General features: G+C 66.1%; 15 protein-coding genes. 7 read left to right on the forward strand and 8 right to left on the reverse strand.

Annotated features, from left to right (window positions below; genetic code table 11):
- Window positions 1–137 precede the first annotated feature (137 nt).
- The 6 genes from BLR24_RS17850 to BLR24_RS17875 are packed head-to-tail and all read left to right on the forward strand — an operon-like array spanning window position 138 to window position 7,919.
- On the forward strand, window positions 138–1,130 hold the full coding sequence (locus tag BLR24_RS17850) for a Bug family tripartite tricarboxylate transporter substrate binding protein (protein WP_093019590.1): 993 nt from the start codon (window positions 138–140) through the stop codon (window positions 1,128–1,130).
- Between the two features lie 12 nt (window positions 1,131–1,142).
- Window positions 1,143–3,437 carry a xanthine dehydrogenase family protein molybdopterin-binding subunit gene (locus tag BLR24_RS17855; protein ID WP_093019592.1) on the forward strand — a complete coding sequence of 765 codons (2,295 nt, stop codon included), beginning with the start codon at window positions 1,143–1,145 and terminating at the stop codon, window positions 3,435–3,437.
- On the forward strand, window positions 3,430–4,314 hold the full coding sequence (locus BLR24_RS17860; protein WP_093019263.1) for an FAD binding domain-containing protein: 885 nt from the start codon (window positions 3,430–3,432) through the stop codon (window positions 4,312–4,314). Before BLR24_RS17855 ends, BLR24_RS17860 begins: the two co-directional genes overlap by 8 nt.
- Window positions 4,311–4,787: a (2Fe-2S)-binding protein gene (locus BLR24_RS17865; protein WP_093019265.1), complete on the forward strand. Its 477-nt coding sequence runs from the start codon at window positions 4,311–4,313 to the stop codon at window positions 4,785–4,787. Before BLR24_RS17860 ends, BLR24_RS17865 begins: the two co-directional genes overlap by 4 nt.
- Entirely contained in the window at window positions 4,777–5,565 is a 789-nt protein-coding gene (locus BLR24_RS17870; RefSeq protein WP_093019267.1) for an SRPBCC family protein, read from the forward strand. The genes BLR24_RS17865 and BLR24_RS17870 overlap by 11 nt, the downstream gene beginning before the upstream one ends.
- Before the next feature lie 23 nt (window positions 5,566–5,588).
- Window positions 5,589–7,919: a molybdopterin-dependent oxidoreductase gene (locus tag BLR24_RS17875; RefSeq protein WP_093019269.1), complete on the forward strand. Its 2,331-nt coding sequence runs from the start codon at window positions 5,589–5,591 to the stop codon at window positions 7,917–7,919.
- Between the two features lie 82 nt (window positions 7,920–8,001).
- Here BLR24_RS17875 and BLR24_RS17880 read toward each other — a convergent pair whose 3' ends face one another.
- Window positions 8,002–8,739 (reverse strand): TetR/AcrR family transcriptional regulator, encoded by a 738-nt coding sequence (locus tag BLR24_RS17880; protein ID WP_093019271.1) that lies wholly within the window; start codon window positions 8,737–8,739, stop codon window positions 8,002–8,004.
- Window positions 8,740–8,849: 110 nt separating this feature from the next.
- Between BLR24_RS17880 and BLR24_RS17885 the strand changes: the two genes are divergently transcribed.
- Complete coding sequence (locus tag BLR24_RS17885) at window positions 8,850–10,154, forward strand: aspartate aminotransferase family protein (protein ID WP_093019273.1); 1,305 nt, start codon at window positions 8,850–8,852, stop codon at window positions 10,152–10,154.
- Here BLR24_RS17885 and BLR24_RS17890 read toward each other — a convergent pair.
- From BLR24_RS17890 to BLR24_RS17920, 7 genes are read right to left on the reverse strand one after another with little or no spacing between them, the layout of a single operon-like run.
- Window positions 10,141–11,217, reverse strand: a complete 1,077-nt coding sequence (locus BLR24_RS17890) for an NAD(P)/FAD-dependent oxidoreductase (protein ID WP_093019275.1) — start codon at window positions 11,215–11,217, stop codon at window positions 10,141–10,143. The two genes, BLR24_RS17885 and BLR24_RS17890, sit on opposite strands and share 14 nt — an antisense overlap.
- Window positions 11,175–11,504, reverse strand: coding sequence for a ferredoxin FdxA (gene fdxA, locus BLR24_RS17895; protein WP_055806301.1), 330 nt, complete (start codon window positions 11,502–11,504; stop codon window positions 11,175–11,177). Before fdxA ends, BLR24_RS17890 begins: the two co-directional genes overlap by 43 nt.
- A gap of 41 nt (window positions 11,505–11,545) precedes the next feature.
- A complete protein-coding gene (locus BLR24_RS17900) occupies window positions 11,546–12,886 on the reverse strand; it encodes a sulfate adenylyltransferase subunit 1 (protein WP_093019277.1) in 1,341 nt (446 codons plus the stop codon).
- Entirely contained in the window at window positions 12,886–13,839 is a 954-nt protein-coding gene (gene cysD, locus BLR24_RS17905; protein ID WP_093019279.1) for a sulfate adenylyltransferase subunit CysD, read from the reverse strand. The genes BLR24_RS17900 and cysD overlap by 1 nt, the downstream gene beginning before the upstream one ends.
- Before the next feature lie 43 nt (window positions 13,840–13,882).
- Complete coding sequence (locus tag BLR24_RS17910) at window positions 13,883–14,515, reverse strand: phosphoadenosine phosphosulfate reductase domain-containing protein (protein ID WP_093019281.1); 633 nt, start codon at window positions 14,513–14,515, stop codon at window positions 13,883–13,885.
- Window positions 14,516–14,535: 20 nt separating this feature from the next.
- Window positions 14,536–14,931, reverse strand: a complete 396-nt coding sequence (locus BLR24_RS17915) for a DUF934 domain-containing protein (RefSeq protein WP_093019283.1) — start codon at window positions 14,929–14,931, stop codon at window positions 14,536–14,538.
- Complete coding sequence (locus BLR24_RS17920) at window positions 14,928–16,733, reverse strand: nitrite/sulfite reductase (RefSeq protein WP_093019285.1); 1,806 nt, start codon at window positions 16,731–16,733, stop codon at window positions 14,928–14,930. Before BLR24_RS17920 ends, BLR24_RS17915 begins: the two co-directional genes overlap by 4 nt.
- Window positions 16,734–16,839: the final 106 nt, after the last annotated feature.

Here is a 16,839-nt window from a genome sequence, read left to right on the forward strand (position 1 = left end):
ATTCTACGATGCGCCAACGTTTCAAATACGGTTCGATGTTCCATATATGAAACGTCAGTGTAATCCAGTTGTTGGTTCGGGTGTTGCGCCGTTCCGCCCTGATCGCCCCGGCGCGCGCTCCCTATGAAAGCTCCAAGATGAAAGTCAGCCGTAAGTTGTTCCTTGCCCTGGGTGTTCTTGCGGGAGGTCTCTGGGGAAGTGCGGTGCACGCCCAGGCCCCGGCCCCGGCATACCCGACGAAGCCCATCACCATCGTCGTCTCGTACCCGGCCGGCGGCGACACCGATGCCATGGCGCGCCTCTTCGCCGAGAAGCTGTCGGCGCGCCTTGGCCAGTCCGTCATCGTGGACAACCGGCCCGGCGCGGGCGGCACGGTCGGCAACACCTATGTGGGCCGCGCGGCGCCGGACGGTTACACGCTGCTGTTTACGCCCAACCCCTTCACGACCGCGCCGCTGGTGATGAAGCTCGGGGCCTCGGCTTCGTACGACGTGGTCAACGGCTTCACCCCCGTGATTCATTCGGCCAACCAGGCTGTCTTGCTGGTCGCGAATCCGTCGTCCGGCATCAGGAGCGTGGCCGACCTGGTGGCCCAGGCCAAAGCGGGCAAGCCCTTGTCGTACGGCACGCCCGGTGCGGGCTCGCCGATGCACATCGCAGGCGAGTGGCTGAACCGGGAAGCAGGCATCCAGGTTCAGCATGTGCCTTACCGCGGCGTCGCACCATCGGTCACAGACGTCGTTGCGGGACATATCCCCCTGGCCTACGTGACGCTCGGCCCGGTCGCCCAGTACGTGGCTTCCGGGAAGCTGGTCGCGCTCGCCATCTCGGACGCCAAGCGCTCGCCGCTGCTGCCCAACGTTCCCACGCTCGCCGAGCTTGGCTACAGGGACATCGACTCGGGCGCATGGAACGGGCTCTTCGCGCCTCGCAATACGCCGGCCGCGGTGGTGAACGTGTTGAACGCCAACCTCAACGAGATCCTCAGGATGCCCGACGTGATCGCGAAGATGGGAACGTTCGGCGCGGCGCCGGTGGGCGGGCCTCCTTCGGCGATGGCCAAGGTCAATGCGTCGGACTACGAGCGGCTCGGCAAAGTCATCAAAGACCTGAACATCCAGGCCGACTGAGCACTCATGGTCATGACGACGACGCAATCGACCTTGGGACGCGACACGCCGCAGGTCACGGCGCGCGCCAAAGTGCTCGGCAAGGCGCAGTACGCGGGCGACATCAAGGTCGCCGGAATGCTGCATGGCAAGGTCCTGCGCAGCCCGTACCCGCATGCGCGCATCGTCTCGGTGGACACGTCCGGGGCACTGGCGCTGGCCGGGGTCAAGGCGGTGCTGACGGGCGCCGATGCCCCGCGCGCGCTCTGGGGCGTCAGCCACAAGGAGCGGCGCATTCTGGCGGAAGGCGTGGTCCGCTTCTGCGGAGAAGAGGTCGCCGCCGTGGCTGCGATCTCCGAAGAGATCGCAAGAGACGCCCTCGACCTGATCCACATCGAGTACGAGGAACTCCCCGCCGTCCTGCTGCCCGAGGAGGCACTCGACGAAGAAGCGCCGAACATTCATGACGGCCGCAAGGACAACATCGCGCACGAGATCCGGTTCGAGCGCGGCAGCGTCGACGAAGGCTTTGCGCAGGCAGACCTGATCCACGAAGCCACCTACACGACGCATGCGCAGTACCCCGCCTACCTCGAGCCGATGGGTTCGGTCGCCATGGTCGATGCGCAAGGGCGCCTGGTCGTCTGGACCTCGACGCAATCCGCTTTCCTCGCACGTGCGCGCCTGGCCTTGGCGCTCGAGCGGCCCGTGTCCACGGTCCGCGTGATCCAGGCGACGACCGGCGGCGGCTTCGGCGGAAAGATCGTCGAGGACGCGAACCAACTGGTCGCCGGCCTGCTTGCAGTGAAGACCGGCAAGCCGGTTCGCCTCGTCAACAACCGGCTCGAAGACTTCGTGGCCTGCGCCACCAGCGTTCCGGAGCGCATCACGCTCAAGCTGGGCATGACGCGCGACGGCCTCATCGTCGCGAAGGACGTTCGCATCGTCGCGGACTGCGGCGCATATGCGGGGCTCGCCTCCGAAGTGATGCACGTGAGTGCCATGCGCAGCGACAACATGCACCGCCTGAAGAACGTGCGCTCGCACGCCACGATGGTCTACACCCACACGCCGCCGCACGGCGCCTTTCGCGGCTTCGGCGGCACGCAGATGCTGTTCGCGCTGAACAGCCACATCCACATGATGGCCGAGCAGCTCGGGCTGGACCCGGCCGAGGTCCACAAGAAAAACGCCATCGGCGCCGGCGAGGTGTCGGTGCACGGCTGGAAGGTCGCGAGCACCGGGCTGGTCGAATGCATCGACCAGGCGACGGGCGCGCTCCGGTGGGGCGCGCCGCGCAAGGCCGCCTCGCCCGGCAGTTCCAAGCGCCGCGGCGTCGGCATGGCCGCGGCCATGCATGTCAGCGGCAACCGGACCATCGGCAACTGGGACGGCTCGACCGTGGTCGTGAAGATCAATGAAGACGGTCGTGTCGTCGTCCACAGCGGCGAATGCGACATGGGGCAGGGCGCGATGACCATGTTGAGCCAGATCGTCGCGCACGAGCTGGCCATTCCGCTCTCGCACGTGCACGTGATGGCGCCGGACACCGACGTCGCGCCGTTCGCCATCGGTTCGCTCGCATCGCGCGTGACCATCGTCGCGGGCAATGCCGCCATCGAAGCGGCCCGCAAGGCCAGGGCCAGGCTCTTCGACCTGGCGGCCGAACTGCTGGAGGTGCCGGTCGAGAGCCTCGACATGGCCGATGGTGCCGTCCACGTGCGCGAGGCGGCCGATCGCAGGCTCGCCATCGGCGATCTCGCGCGGCAGCATGTGTGGCGCCATGGTGGCGAGGCCATCCAGGTGAGCGCGACATGGGACGCGAAGACCGTGATGCACGACGACAAGGTCTACGGCAACATCGCACCGGCCTACTCGTTCGCGGCGCAGGCGGTCGAGGTGGAGGTCGACATCGACACCGGGCAGGTGACGGTCGTCGACAGCTTCGTGTCGGACGACTGCGGCAAGGCGCTCAACCCGATGGCGATCCACGGCCAGACCAATGGCGCGACGGTGCAGGCCTTCGGCTGGGCGCTGTACGAGCAACTGCACCTGGAAGCGGGTCGCATCGCCAACGGCAACTTCGCCGACTACACGATGGCCACGGCCGATTCCGTGCCCATGCTGCGCGGCGGGTTCGTCGAGTCCAACGACCCGAACGGTCCCTACGGCGCCAAGGGCGCGAGCGAGACGGCCATTCTTCCAGGTGCGCCCGCGATCGCGAATGCGGTCTACGACGCCGTCGGCGTGCGCATCAACGACCTGCCGATCACGCCCGAAAAAATACTTGCCGCCTTGCGCGAGCAGAAGGAAGCCGCCGGTGCGTGATTTCGATTTACTGCAGCCCGTATCGGTGTCCGAGGCCGCCCACATGCTGGCCGACCTCGGCGACGAATGCCGTGTCATCGCGGGCGGCACCGCGCTGATGCTCGCGATGCGCCAGCGCATGCTGACGCCCACGCACCTGGTCTCGCTCGGCATGCTGCAAAGCCTGAAGGGCATCGACTACGACGAGACACGTGGGTTGCGCATCGGTGCGCTCACGCTGCATGCGGAGGTTGCGCGTTCGCCGATCGTGCAGATGCATTACCCGATGCTCGCGAGCATGGCCGCGCGCGTGGCCAACCCGCAGGTGCGCAACCAGGGAACCATCGGCGGGAATCTCTGCTATGCCGATCCGGCGACCGATCCGCCGGGCTGCCTCATGGCGCTGGACGCCGAAGTGGTTGTCACCGGCACGCAGGGCGACCGGGTGATGGGCATCGAGGAATTCCTCATCGACTACTACACGACGGCACTCGCACCGGATGAGCTCCTGTCCGAGATCCGTATCGCGCCGCCCGAGCCCGGCACCACCGGCGTGTATTCGCGGTTCCTGCGCACGGCGGCCGAACACCGGCCGCTCGCGAGCGTGGCCGCATCGGCGCGCCGCAGCGGCAGGGGCTGCCATTTCATTCGAATTGCGGTCGGTGCATCGACACCGATCCCGCTGCGGCTGAGAAGGGCGGAAGCCTTTCTCGCGGAAAGCGAAGTGACGAGCGACCGCCTCAGCGAGGCCGCGGACATCGTGGCCGCCGACATCGAGCCGGTATCCGACCAGCGCGGCGCCGCCGAGTACCGGCGCGACATGGTGCGCGTCGTCGCCCGGCGAACCCTGCTCGAACTGTTCGGGCTGCACCACGACGAAGAAGGAGCCAGGCCGTGAGCCAACACGACATCGAAGTCACCGTCAACGGCGAGGTCCACACCGCGCAGGTTCCGTCCCGCAGGCTGCTTTGCGATTTCCTGCGCGATGACCTGCACCTGACCGGTACCAAGCGCGGTTGCGAGACCGGCATCTGCGGCGCGTGTTCGGTCCATCTCGACGGGGAGGTCGTGAAGTCCTGCCTGCTGCTCGCGGTGCAGGTCGACGGCCGAAGCATCACGACGGTCGAGGGCCTGTCCGAAGGCCAGGACCTGCATCCCCTCCAGGAAAGTTTCATGGCATGCGGTGGCCTGCAATGTGGCTACTGCACGCCTGGGTTTCTCATGACCTCCTGCGCCATGCTGGCGCGCAACCCGTCGCCATCCGAAGACGAGGTGCGGCATGGGCTCAATGGCAACCTCTGCCGTTGTACCGGCTACACCCAGATCGTCGAATCCATTCTTGTTGCTGCGGAGAAGATGCGTGGAAATTGAAAAAACCGTTGTCGTTCCCGCCTCCGCGAACCGCGTGTGGGAACTCCTGCTCGATCCCCAGGTGATGGGCGGCTGCGTGCCCGGCATGCAGTCCATCCAGGTCATCAGCGACGTCGAGTACATCGCCGAGATCAAGGTGAAGGTCTCGTTCATCAGCGCGAAGTTCAAGCTCAAGACCACCATCGTCGAGCAGCGCGCGCCGCACTACCTGCGAACCGAAGGCACGGGCGAAGACGCGTCGGTTGCCAGTTCGCTCAAGCAGACGAGCGAGATCTTCCTCGCGGAGCAGCCGGACGGCCAGACCGAATTGCGCATCCTCGTGAAGGTCGACGTGCTGGGCCGCCTGGGCACTTTCGGACTGAGCGCCATGAAGACCAAGGCCGACCGCATGTGGGACGAGTTCACCGAGAAACTCGTGGCGCGGATCACGGGGACCGGCGATGCAGCGGCGAGCGGTGTCAAGGTCACGGCGGCGCCGGCGAAGTCGCCGGTGGTGATCAGGCCTTCGGCTCCGACGCCCATACCCCTTGCCAGCCCGGCCGTCGGGGCGCCGGTGCAAGCGTCGCCAGTCGTGCCGCCGGTCGTGGAGCAGCACGACGCTCCAGCCGCTGCCGACACCTGGTGGTCTCGCTGGTTCGGCCGTTCGCACAAGCGCGAATCGACGGACATCTGCATCGAGATCCGCCGCGGCGACACGGTGGTCAAGGTGCTCTGGCCGGTCGCGGGCGCGAGCCATTGCAGCCAGTGGCTGCGCGACTACCTCGTTCGCCAGGAGTGACGCATTCCGAAGGAGTAAGCCGCATGACGAGCGTTGCGAACAAAACCATCCAGACCGCCTCGCATTGGGGCGTGTACTCGGTCGAGGTGTCGGCGTCCGGCGAACTCGCCTCGAGCATTCCCTTCGGGAGCGACCCATCGCCCTCCGTGCTCATCGGGAGCCTGCCCGATATGGTGCGCAGCCCGCTGCGAATCGACCAGCCTTACGTCCGCTCGGGCTATCTCAAGAACCGGGAGCGCTCCACGCAGGGCCGGGGCGCCGAAGCCTTCGTGCCGGTTTCCTGGGACACCGCGCTGGACCTCGTCGTGGACGGCATGCAGCGCATCAGATCGGCGCACGGCAACGAGTCGATCTACGGCGGCTCCTACGGCTGGGCGAGTGCAGGGCGGCTGCACCATTCGCCCAGCGTGCTCAAGCGCTTTCTCGGCCTCTTCGGCGGCTACGTCGACAAGCGCGGCAACCACAGCTTCGGCGCGGCGCTGGGCGTGATGCCCTACGTCACCGGCGACAACGACATCACCGCGATGGTCGTTCCGTGGTCGTCGATCGTCGCGCATTCCGAACTCGTGGTGATGTTCGGCGGAGCGCACACGAAGAACATGCAGATCGACGCCGGCGGCGCCGTGACACATGAGAATGCCGGCTGGATCGCGCGTGCCGCCGCATCGCGCGTGAGGTTCGTCAACATCAGCCCGTCGCGCGACGACATGACGCAGGGGCTTCGCGCTGACTGGATTCCGATCCGCCCCAACACCGACGTCGCGATGATGCTCGGCATGGCGCACGCGCTGGTCGCGCACGGCTTATACGACGCCGGCTTTCTCGCGACGCACTGCGAAGGCTACGCCGCCTTCGAACGCTACCTGCTCGGACAGGACGACGGCGTGGCGAAGAACGCCGCCTGGGCCTCGGCCATCACCGGCGTGTCCGCGCAGACCATCGAAGACCTCGCATTGCGGATGGCGCGCTGCCGCACGCTAGTGACCACCAGCTGGTCCATCCAGCGTGCCGACCACGGCGAACAGCCGGTGTGGGCGACGGTGGCGCTCGCATCGATGCTCGGGCAGATCGGCTTGCCCGGCGGCGGCTTCAGCCTGGGGTTCGGCGCAGTCAACGGGATCACGACGAGCCGGCCCGACGGCATTCCCCGTCCGACCCTTTCGCTGGGGAAGAACCCCGTGCGCAGCTTCGTGCCGGTGGGGCGCGTCGCCGACATGCTGCTCAACCCCGGCAGCGAACTCGAATTCAACGGCACGACGATCCGGATGCCGGACATCAAGCTCATCTATTCCGTGGGCGGCAATCCCTTTCACCACAACACGAACCTGAACCGCTTCGTGCAGGCGTGGCGCAAGCCCGAGATGGTGGTGGTGCACGAGCCCTGGTGGAACCCGCCTTCGAAGTACGCCGACATCGTGCTGCCCGCCACGACCACGATGGAGCGCAACGACATCCTGGCGACCGATCTGCAGCGCCACTACATCGCAATGCGCAAGGTCATCGATCCGGTGGGTGGGGCACGCAACGACATGGACGTCTTCGCGGACCTCTCGGACCGGCTGGGCTTCAGGCAGGCCTACACCGAGGGGCGCGACGAGATGGGGTGGCTCCGCCACATGTACACGCAGGCCCGCGCACGCGCCTTCGAGTTGGGTTTCTCGCCGCCGGCGTTCGACGAGTTCTGGGAGACGGGCAGCTACGAGTTTCCGATGGCCGGGGAGCCGCCGCTGTTCCTCTCGGCCTTTCGCGACGACCCCGTGGCGAACAAGCTCGCCACGCCCTCGGGAAAGATCGAACTCTTCTCGCGTCGGATCGAAGCCTTCGGCTACGACGACTGCCCGCCGCATCCCACGTGGCTCGAACCCGCCGAATGGCTCGGCGGCGAGTGCGTCGCGCGATTTCCGTTTCACCTGCTGTCGAACCAGCCGAAGGGGCGGCTGCACAGCCAGATGGATGCGGGCGCCGTCAGCCGCGCGACGAAGGTGGGCGGGCGGGAACCCCTGACGATGCATGCATCGGACGCACAGCGCTACGGCATTGCCGCTGGCGATGTCGTGAGGGTCTTCAACGACCGCGGCGCCTTCCTCGCATCGGCCGTGATCTCGTGCGACCTGATGCCGGGCGTGCTTCAGGTGGCGACGGGTGCATGGTTCGACCCTGAGACCCCGTCGGCGCCATGCTCCGTCGAGAAGCACGGCAACCCCAACGTGGTGACGATGGACAAGGGAACGTCGCGCCTCACGCAGTCTTCGGTCGCGCAGACCGTGCTGGTGCAGATCGAGAAGTGTGCAAACCCGCCGAGGGTCAGCGCCTTCGATCTTCCTGCGATCGAGCCGGGTTTCCCGGGCGCCTAGCCGCTATTGCCCTGGCTCTCGTACACCGCGCTCGGTGATGTGATCAACGTGGCAAGCCGCATCGAGGAGTTGGTGGACCCGGCTACGGGCCCTTGACCCTGCGCGCGAAGGCTTCCAGCCCATCGATGGTGATCTGGATATGCCGCTCGAAGCTGCTGTCCAGCGGCACGGTGGTGCCGTTGTCCCAGCGCACGATGAAGGCCTTGTTGGCCAGCAGCGGCAGGTTGCGGGTGAGCACCGGGTGGTCGAGCGGCCGGATGGTGTGGACGCGCTCGCGCAACTCTTCGGCCCAGGCCTGAGTGTTGTCCGAGGGCAGGGGCGAGAACTCCATCGTCACGAAGCCCAGCATGGCCGCGATCACGCAGTTGTAGGCCTCCAGCAGCGGCTGGCCCTCGAAGCCGGCCTCGACCAGGGCCGCGAGCACGCCTTCGACCAGCGCGATCGGCAGGCTGCCGTTCGACACCAGCTGCGCGCCCAGCAGCTGCGCCACGTTCGGGTGGCGGCGCACCGCGGCGCGGCAGCGGCGGAACAGCTCGGCGATCCATTCCTGCCATGTCTGTTTGCCCGGCGGCGGTGTGACCTCGGCCATGACGCTGGCGGCCACCTCGGCGAGCAGGGCTTCGCGGGTGCTGACGTGCCAATGCACCGTGGCCGGGTAGACGCTGAGCTGCGATGCGATCTCGCGCATGCTGAAGGCGCCCAAGCCGAATTCGTCGATGTGCGCCAGGGCGGCTTCGGCGATGCGCTGCTTCGACAGCGCGCCGCCGCCGGTAGGCCGGCCGGCGGTCTTGGGTTTGGGCTGGGGAGGGGGCTTTTTCATGGATGGCGCCATTGTGTCGCGAGGAAATTGATTGTATAAATAATATTAATTGAGCATTGAGCAATTAATCGGGCCAGAAGGCCAACCCCCACCCTTTCAAGGACCGCTCCATGATCGACGCTGCCATCGACCAAGCCCTCGCCGGTGCGTATCAACGCTTCACCGACAGCAACCCGGCCAGCTGGCGCCAGTTCGACGAGCAGGCGCGCTACATGCCCGGCGCCAACAGCCGCTCGGTGCTTTTCTACGCGCCGTTTCCGCTCACCATCGCCAAGGGCGAGGGCGCGGCGCTGTGGGATGCCGACGGCCACCGCTATGCCGACTTCATCGCCGAGTACACGGCCGGTGTCTATGGCCACTCGGCGCCCGAGATTCGCGATGCCGTCATCGAGGCGATGAAGAGCGGCATCAATCTCACCGGGCACAACCTGCTCGAGGGGCGGCTCGCCAGGACCATCTGCGAGCGCTTCCCGCAGATCGAGCAATTGCGCTTCACCAACTCGGGCACCGAGGCGAACCTGATGGCGCTCACAGCCGCGCTGCACTTCACCGGGCGGCGAAAGATAGTGGTGTTCTCGGGCGGCTATCACGGCGGCGTGCTCGGCTTTGGCGACAAGCCTTCGCCGACGACCGTGCCTTTCGACTTCCTCGTGCTGCCCTACAACGACGCGCAGCTTGCGAGCGAGCAGATCCAGAAGTACGGCCCCGAGATCGCCGCCATCCTGGTCGAACCGATGCAGGGCGCGAGCGGCTGCATTCCAGGCCGCCTCGATTTTCTGCAGGCGCTGCGCGAAGCGGCCACGCAGGTTGGCGCACTGCTGATCTTCGACGAGGTCATGACATCACGCCTTGCGCCGCACGGCCTGGCCAACAAGCTCGGCATCCAGTCCGACCTCACCACGCTGGGCAAGTACATCGGCGGAGGCATGTCCTTCGGCGCTTTCGGCGGGCGTGCGGACGTGATGGCGCAGTTCGATCCGCGCACCGGCGCGCTTGCGCATTCAGGCACCTTCAACAACAACGTCATGACGATGGCGGCGGGGTATGCGGGCCTCACGAAGCTTTTCACGCCCGAGGCTGCGGGCAAGCTGGCAGAGCGCGGCGAAGCGATGCGTGCGCGGCTCAATGTCTTGTGTTCGAAAGAGGGTGTGGCCATGCAGTTCACCGGCGTGGGCTCGCTGATGAATGCGCATTTCCTGAGCGGTGAAGTGTTGCGCGTGAACGATCTGGCGATGGTCGATGGGCGCCTGCGCCAGCTGCTGTTCTTCCACCTGCTGAGCCAAGGCATCTACGCGTCGCCGCGCGGCTTCATCGTGCTGTCGCTGCCGTTGGCAGACGCGGACATCGACCGCTTCGTCGCCGCCATCGGCGGTTTCATCGGCGAATACCGGACGCTGCTGCCTAGCGGGAAGTAGTGCCAGCGACGCCCAGCAGCTCGTGCAACCGCGTGCTGGTGGTCGTGTACTGCAGCGGCACCGCCTTGCCCGGGAACACGATGGCGGTGGCGCCCCAGGCCGCCAGCGTGGCTTCGTGGAAGCCGCAGACGATGAGTTTCTTCTTGCCTGGGTAGGTGTTGATGTCGCCCACCGCGAACACGCCGCGCTCGCGGGTTTCGTATTTTTCGGTGTCGACCGGCACTTGCTTGCGCTCGAGCTCCAGGCCCCAGTCGGCAATGGGGCCCAGGCGCGGCGAAATGCCCAGGCAGGCGACCAGCGCGTCGAGCGGCAGGTCGATGGTCGTTGCGTCGGGCGTGGTGATCTGCAGTTGCTTGCCGTCGAACGCGGTGGGCTGGCCGACCTTGAAGGCCAGCTTGCCCGCGGCCACGAGGGCGCGCATCGCGGCGATATTCGTCTCATCGGCCTGGAAGCCATCGCGCCGGTGGACCAGCGTGACCTGCTTCGCGATGCTCGTGAGCGCAACCGCGGTTTCGAGCGCGACATCGTCGCCCCCGTTCACCACCACCGTCTGACCCGCAAAGCGGTCCAGCGATTCGGGGTGATAGAAAAGAGAAGTGCCTTCGAACTGCGCGATGCCTTCGACCGTGATGCGCTTGGGCACGAAGGCGCCAACACCCGCTGCGATGAACACCGTCTTGGCCAGGAAGGCTGTGCCGGCCGAGGTCGTCAGCAGCAGGCGTTCGTCGGCTTGTCGCTCCAGCGTGGCGACCTGCTCACCGAAATGGAACTGCGGTTTGAACGGCGCCACCTGCTCCAGCAGCGATTGCGCGAGGCCGCGTCCGCTGGTGACCGGCGTGCCGGGAATGTCGTAGATCGGCTTGTCGCCATAGAGCGCCACGCACTGGCCGCCCGCGGCGGGCAGCGCATCGACGATGTGGCAGGAGATCTCAAGCAGGCCCAGCTGGAAGGCCTGGAACAGGCCGACAGGGCCAGCACCGACGATCAGGGCGTCGATTTCAATGGGGACTGCCGAGGTGCTCAGCGCACCAGCTCCCCGATCTTGTCGGTCTTGTCTTTCCACTCTTCGGCGTCGGGGAGGGCTGGCTTGCGCTTGGTGATGCTCTTCCAGCCGTCGGCCAGCGCAAGCTCCGCGTTGAGCTTGATGAAAGCGATCTGGTTGGCCGGGAGGTCTTCCTCGGCGTAGATTGCATTGACCGGGCACTCGGGGATGCAGACCGCGCAATCGATGCATTCGTCCGGGTCGATCACCAGCATGTTGGGGCCTTCGCGGAAGCAATCCACGGGGCATACGTCCACGCAGTCGGTGTATTTGCAGCGGATGCAGGCTTCAGAGACGACGTGGGTCATTTGTCTTTTAGCGTCAGTTTGATCGGGGAAAACCCCAGATTTTAGGCCTTTGCGGCGGCAGGCTGCACGAGCACGGCAGCAGCGGTCTTGTGCGAGGCCGTATCGACCAGCACCAGGGAGCCCAATGCACGCGATTGCGTGAAGGGCAACACGGCCAGCGGCTGCTGCAGCGCCAGCACCACGTCGCCGATGGAATTGGCTTCCAGCTGCGTTGCGGGCTCCGATTCGAGCGTCGTGATGTTCACGCGATCGACGATGCGCGCCACCTTGGCCTTGACCCAGCGGTGGCCTTGCAGCGCCCAATACACGCGGCCCGCGACCAGCGGCTCGTCGTCGAGCCAGGCCACGGTGGCGGTGATTTCACGCACCGGCTCGAAGGCGCCGGGCGCCAGCAGCCAGTCGCCGCGCGACACGTCGAGTTCGCGGTCGAGCACGATGCCGGCACTGTGGCCTGCATGCACTGCCTTCGGTTGCCTCGTGTGGCTCAGCACCTGCGCAACCGTAGCGGTCTGGTTGCTCGGCAGCACGGTCACGCGCTGGCCGGGTTCCACATGGCCGGAAGCCACGCGGCCCCAGAACACGCGCCGGCCCTGCGAGGTGTCGGCCGAAGACGAGAATTTTTCGACCCACTGCACCGGAAAGGCGAAGGGCACTGCCTCGTCCTGCGCGGTGACCGGCAGTTCTTCGAGCAGCTCGAGCAGGCTCGGGCCTTCGTAGCCCACCCAGTCGGCATGGCGCGTGGCCACGTTCCAGCCCTTGAGGGCCGAGATGGGCACGATGCCGGCAACTTCGACGCCCGCCGCTTCGGCGAACGCGTTCAGCGCGGTCGAGATGCGCTCGAAAGCCAGGGCGGCGTCCTCGATGGCGTCGAGCTTGTTGATCGCGAAAACGATCGACTGCACGCGCAGCAGATGGGCCAGCAGCGTGTGGCGGCGCGTCTGCGGCAGCAGCTCGCGCTTGACCACGGTACCGTCTTCCACTTCGGCGGCCCAGGCCAGCTTGGTGGCATCGACCAGCACCACGGCGGCATCGGCGGCCGAGGCGGCGGTGACCATGTTGCGGGTGTATTGCTCATGGCCCGGCGCGTCGCCGATGATGAACTTGCGCTTGGCTGTCGAGAAGTAGCGGTAGGCCACGTCGATCGTGATGCCCTGTTCGCGCTCCGCCGAGAGACCGTCGGTCAACAGCGCCAGATCGGTTTCGCCGCCGCGCTGCACGCCAGCGAGCTGATCTTGCAGCACGGTCTTGCTGTCGACCAGCAGACGGCCGATCAGCGTGCTCTTGCCATCGTCCACGGAACCGCAGGTGATGAAGCGCAGGGCGGTGCCGGTGTCGCCGTGAATGTCGGCTGTGACGGGGATTGCAGTGGTCGTCGCGCTCATCAGAAGTAACCGTCTTTCTTGCGTTTTTCCATGGATGCTTCGGAGGTCATGTCGTCCATCCGGGTCGCGCCGCGTTCGCTGACGTCGACCGACAGCGTCTCCAGCACCACGTCGCCCGCATCGGCGGCCAGGCTCTCGACCGGGCAGGTGGTCGTGATGTCGCCCACGGTGCGAAAGCGCACGTCGCGCACTTGCACCGTTTCGCCGTCGCGCGCCGGGGTGAGTCCGGTCACGGGCACCAGCAGGCCGCGTCGCTCGACCACTTCGCGCTTGTGCGTGTAGTAGATCGACGGCAGGCCGACGTGCTCGCGCTCGATGTATTGCCACACGTCGAGTTCGGTCCAGTTCGAGATCGGGAACACGCGAAAGTGCTCGCCCGGCGCCAGTCGCGTGTTGAACAGCGTCCAGAGTTCGGGGCGCTGGTCCTTGGGCTGCCACTGGCCGAAGGAATCGCGGTGCGAAAAGATGCGTTCCTTGGCGCGTGCTTTTTCTTCGTCGCGGCGGGCGCCACCAATCAGCGCGTCGAAGCGGAATTCTTCAATCGCCTCGAGCAGCGTGACCGACTGGTGCGCGTTGCGCGACTCGCCGGGATGCGCCAGGCGCACGGTGCCGCGCGCCATTGAGTCCTCGACGCTGCGCACGATGAGCTCGGCGCCCAGCTCCGTGGCGCGCTGATCGCGGTAGGCCGTCACTTCGGGGAAGTTGTGGCCCGTGTCGATCATCAAGAGCGGATACGGAATGCGGCCCGCGCCAAACGCCTTTTCGGCGCACTTCAAGAGCACCAGCGAATCCTTGCCGCCCGAGAACAGCAGGGTGGGGCGCTCGAAAGCGGCCGCGACTTCGCGCAGGATGAAGATGGTTTCTTCCTCGAGCGCGTCGAGGTGGGTGTTGGACAGGTGCGCGGGAGAGTGCATGGGCGGCACCAGCAGTTCGGTTTCGGTACGGGCGTTCATCGGATGGGGTGCGGAATACGAAGATTCGGTGCGGCGTTGGCGTTCAATGCTCAAGATGCAATCCGCACTCGCGGTTGTCTTCGCCCTTGGTCGGGTCCACGTAGTCGAAGTTGTTGGGCAGGCCATGCGCCTCGCAGTAGGCGTACAGCTCCTTCGACGACCAGTGCAGCAGCGGCGCGACCTTGATCAGGCCGTCCGGATTGACGCTGACCGGGTCCATCTGCGCGCGCACGGCCGTGTCGGTGGCCCGAAGCGCGGTGAACCAGACCTTCGGTGCCGTTTCGCGCAGCGCGCGGGCAAAAGGCTCCAGCTTCACCTCTTCCGTGAAAGCGGCATGGCGCGGATCGTCGAGCGCCGGGGTCGGGCCTTCCACCGCCTCACGATGCGCACGCGAGCGGCGCGGCAGGTAGATGTGCAAGTCCAGGCCCAGCAGCTTCGTCACCTCGTCGGCAAAGCGGTAGGTGGCCTCGGTGTTGTAGCCGTTGTCCATCCAGATGACGGGAACATCCCGCTTTGCGCGCGTGACCATGTGCAGGATCACGGCCTCGAACGGGCGGAAGTTGGTGGTGATGATCGAAGGCTGGCCGAGGCCGATCGCCCAGTCCACCAGGCCCTCGGAGTTGCGGCCGAGTTCGGTGTTGATGCGCGCGAAGTCGATGTCCGTGGCGATGCTCATGTCTAAATTTCCAAGCGGGCTCAGGCGCCGGCGGCAAAGTGCGGTGCGGTCTTTACCGCATCGCCTTGGTAGAAGGCGGAAAAGCGGTCGAACTGGCGCTGCGCGTCGGTGGCGTCCACGCCTTCCTTGAGCACGGCGCTGGAGAAACCGGTGCGTTCCATCTGCACCAGCTGGTCGATCAGCACATCGCCGGTGGCGCGGATGTCGCCCTTGAAGCCGAGGCGGCGGCGCAGCAAAAATGCCTGGCTGTAGGCGCGGCCATCGGTGAACTTCGGAAAGCTCAGGTCGATGCGCTCGATGTCTTCCAGGCACACCTCGATGGCGAGCGGATCGGCATCGTTCGGCAGCTGCAGAACCTTCGGGTCGCCGTCGTCGATGTGCTCTTCGGCGGCCAGGATGTTCAGTTTCCGGTTCATGCTGCTTCCTCCACCTTGAAGCGCGCACCGTTGGCGGCGGCCTTGAATGGGTCGTGGCCGACGCGGCGCAGGGTGTCGATGAAGGTTTCGCCGCCTTCGCGGGTGTCGCGATACGTGGTGAGTACGGCCTCGATCACGCCCGGCACTTCGGCAGCCGAGAACGAGGGGCCGACCGCCTTGCCCGCTTGCGGGGTGCCGCTGAGTGCGGAGCCGTCGGAGCCGCCCAGCGACACCTGGTACCACTCCTTGCCGTCCTTGTCGACGCCGAGGATGCCGATGTGGCCGCTGTGATGGTGGCCGCACGAATTGATGCAGCCGCTGATGTGCAGGTCGATCTCGCCCAGGTCGTCGAGCTCGTCGAGGTCCTGGTAGCGCTCGGTGATCGCTTCGGCAATCGGAATGGAACGTGCGTTCGCCAGCGAGCAGAAATCGCCGCCGGGGCAGGCGATCATGTCGGTCAGCAGATGCACGTTGGCGCTGGCAAAGCCGGCGGCGCGGGCGGCAAGCCACAGCGCATGCAGGTCTTCAGCATGCACCCAGGGCAGCACGATGTTCTGGTCGTGCGTGACGCGGGCTTCGCCGGCCGAGAAGCGGTCGGCCAGCACGGCGAGCGTGTCGAGCTGGTCGGCCGAGGCATCGCCGGGTGCCTGCTTCAGGCGCTTGAACGACAACGTGACAGCGCGCAGCGCGGGGTTCTTGTGTGGGGCCACGTTGCGGGCCAGCCAGCGGGCGAACTGCACGTCGTCCGCGGCGTGGGTGCGCAGCTCGGCGTCAGTCTTCTCGGCGCTTTGCAGCACGCGGGTGGCGAGCGTCGGGGGCACGAAGGAGGCGGCCACGCGGTCGTACTCTTCCTGCGTGATGGTGTGCGGTGCGCCGTCGTGCTCGAGGATCTGCTTGTACTCGGCCTCGACGTCGTCGATGTAGCGCTGGCCTTCGGCCTTCACCAGGATCTTGATGCGCGCCTTGTAGATGTTGTCGCGGCGGCCATAGCGGTTGTAGACCCGGATCACCGCTTCGAGGTAATTCATGATCTGCTGCCAGGGCAGGAACTCGCGCAGCACGGTGCCGATGATGGGCGTGCGGCCCATGCCGCCGCCCACCTGCACGCGGAAGCCCACATCGCCAGGGGCGATGTTTTGTGATGCATCGCCGGCCTCGTGTTTCACCACGTGCAGGCCCACGTCGTGCCAGCCGGTGGCGGCCCGGTCTTCGGTGGCGCCGGTGATGGCGATCTTGAACTTGCGCGGCAAAAAGGCGAATTCAGGGTGCAGCGTGCTCCACTGGCGCATGATTTCCGCGAAGGGGCGCGGATCGGCGATCTCGTCGATCGCGATGCCGGCGCGCTCGTCGCTCGTGATGTTGCGAATGCAATTGCCGCTGGTCTGGATGCCGTGCATGTCGACTGAAGCCAGGAGGTCCATCACGTCGGCCGACTTGGAAAGCGGAATCCAGTTGTACTGGACGTTCTGGCGCGTCGAGAAGTGGGCGTAGTGCGTGGGCAGCTTGTGGGTGCCGAGCAGGCCCTGGGTTTCTAGCGCCTTCTTGTAGACCTCGGCCTCGGGCTCGTCGTACTCGCGGGCAATGCGCGCCAGCACGCGCAGCTGGCGGCTCGAAAGCTCGCCATAGGGCACGGCCACGCGCAGCATCGGTGCGTAGCGCTGCACGTACCAGCCGTTTTGCAGGCGCAGGGGGCGGAACTCGTCTTCGTGGAGACGGCCTTTTTGCCAGCGCTCGAGCTGGTCCCGGAACTGGGCAGCCCGTTGATGGACGAACTGGCGATCGAATTCTGTGTATTGGTACATCGTGCGTGTGTCTTGAAGAAGTGCGGTGCCGCACGTACAACGGGGCGCCCCAGCAAGAAGCCGAGATTCTGAAAGCTGGCCTTATGGAAGCAAACTATTTTTTGGT

The organism is Variovorax sp. OV700 (assembly GCF_900099805.1).
Lineage (GTDB): Bacteria > Pseudomonadota > Gammaproteobacteria > Burkholderiales > Burkholderiaceae_C > Variovorax.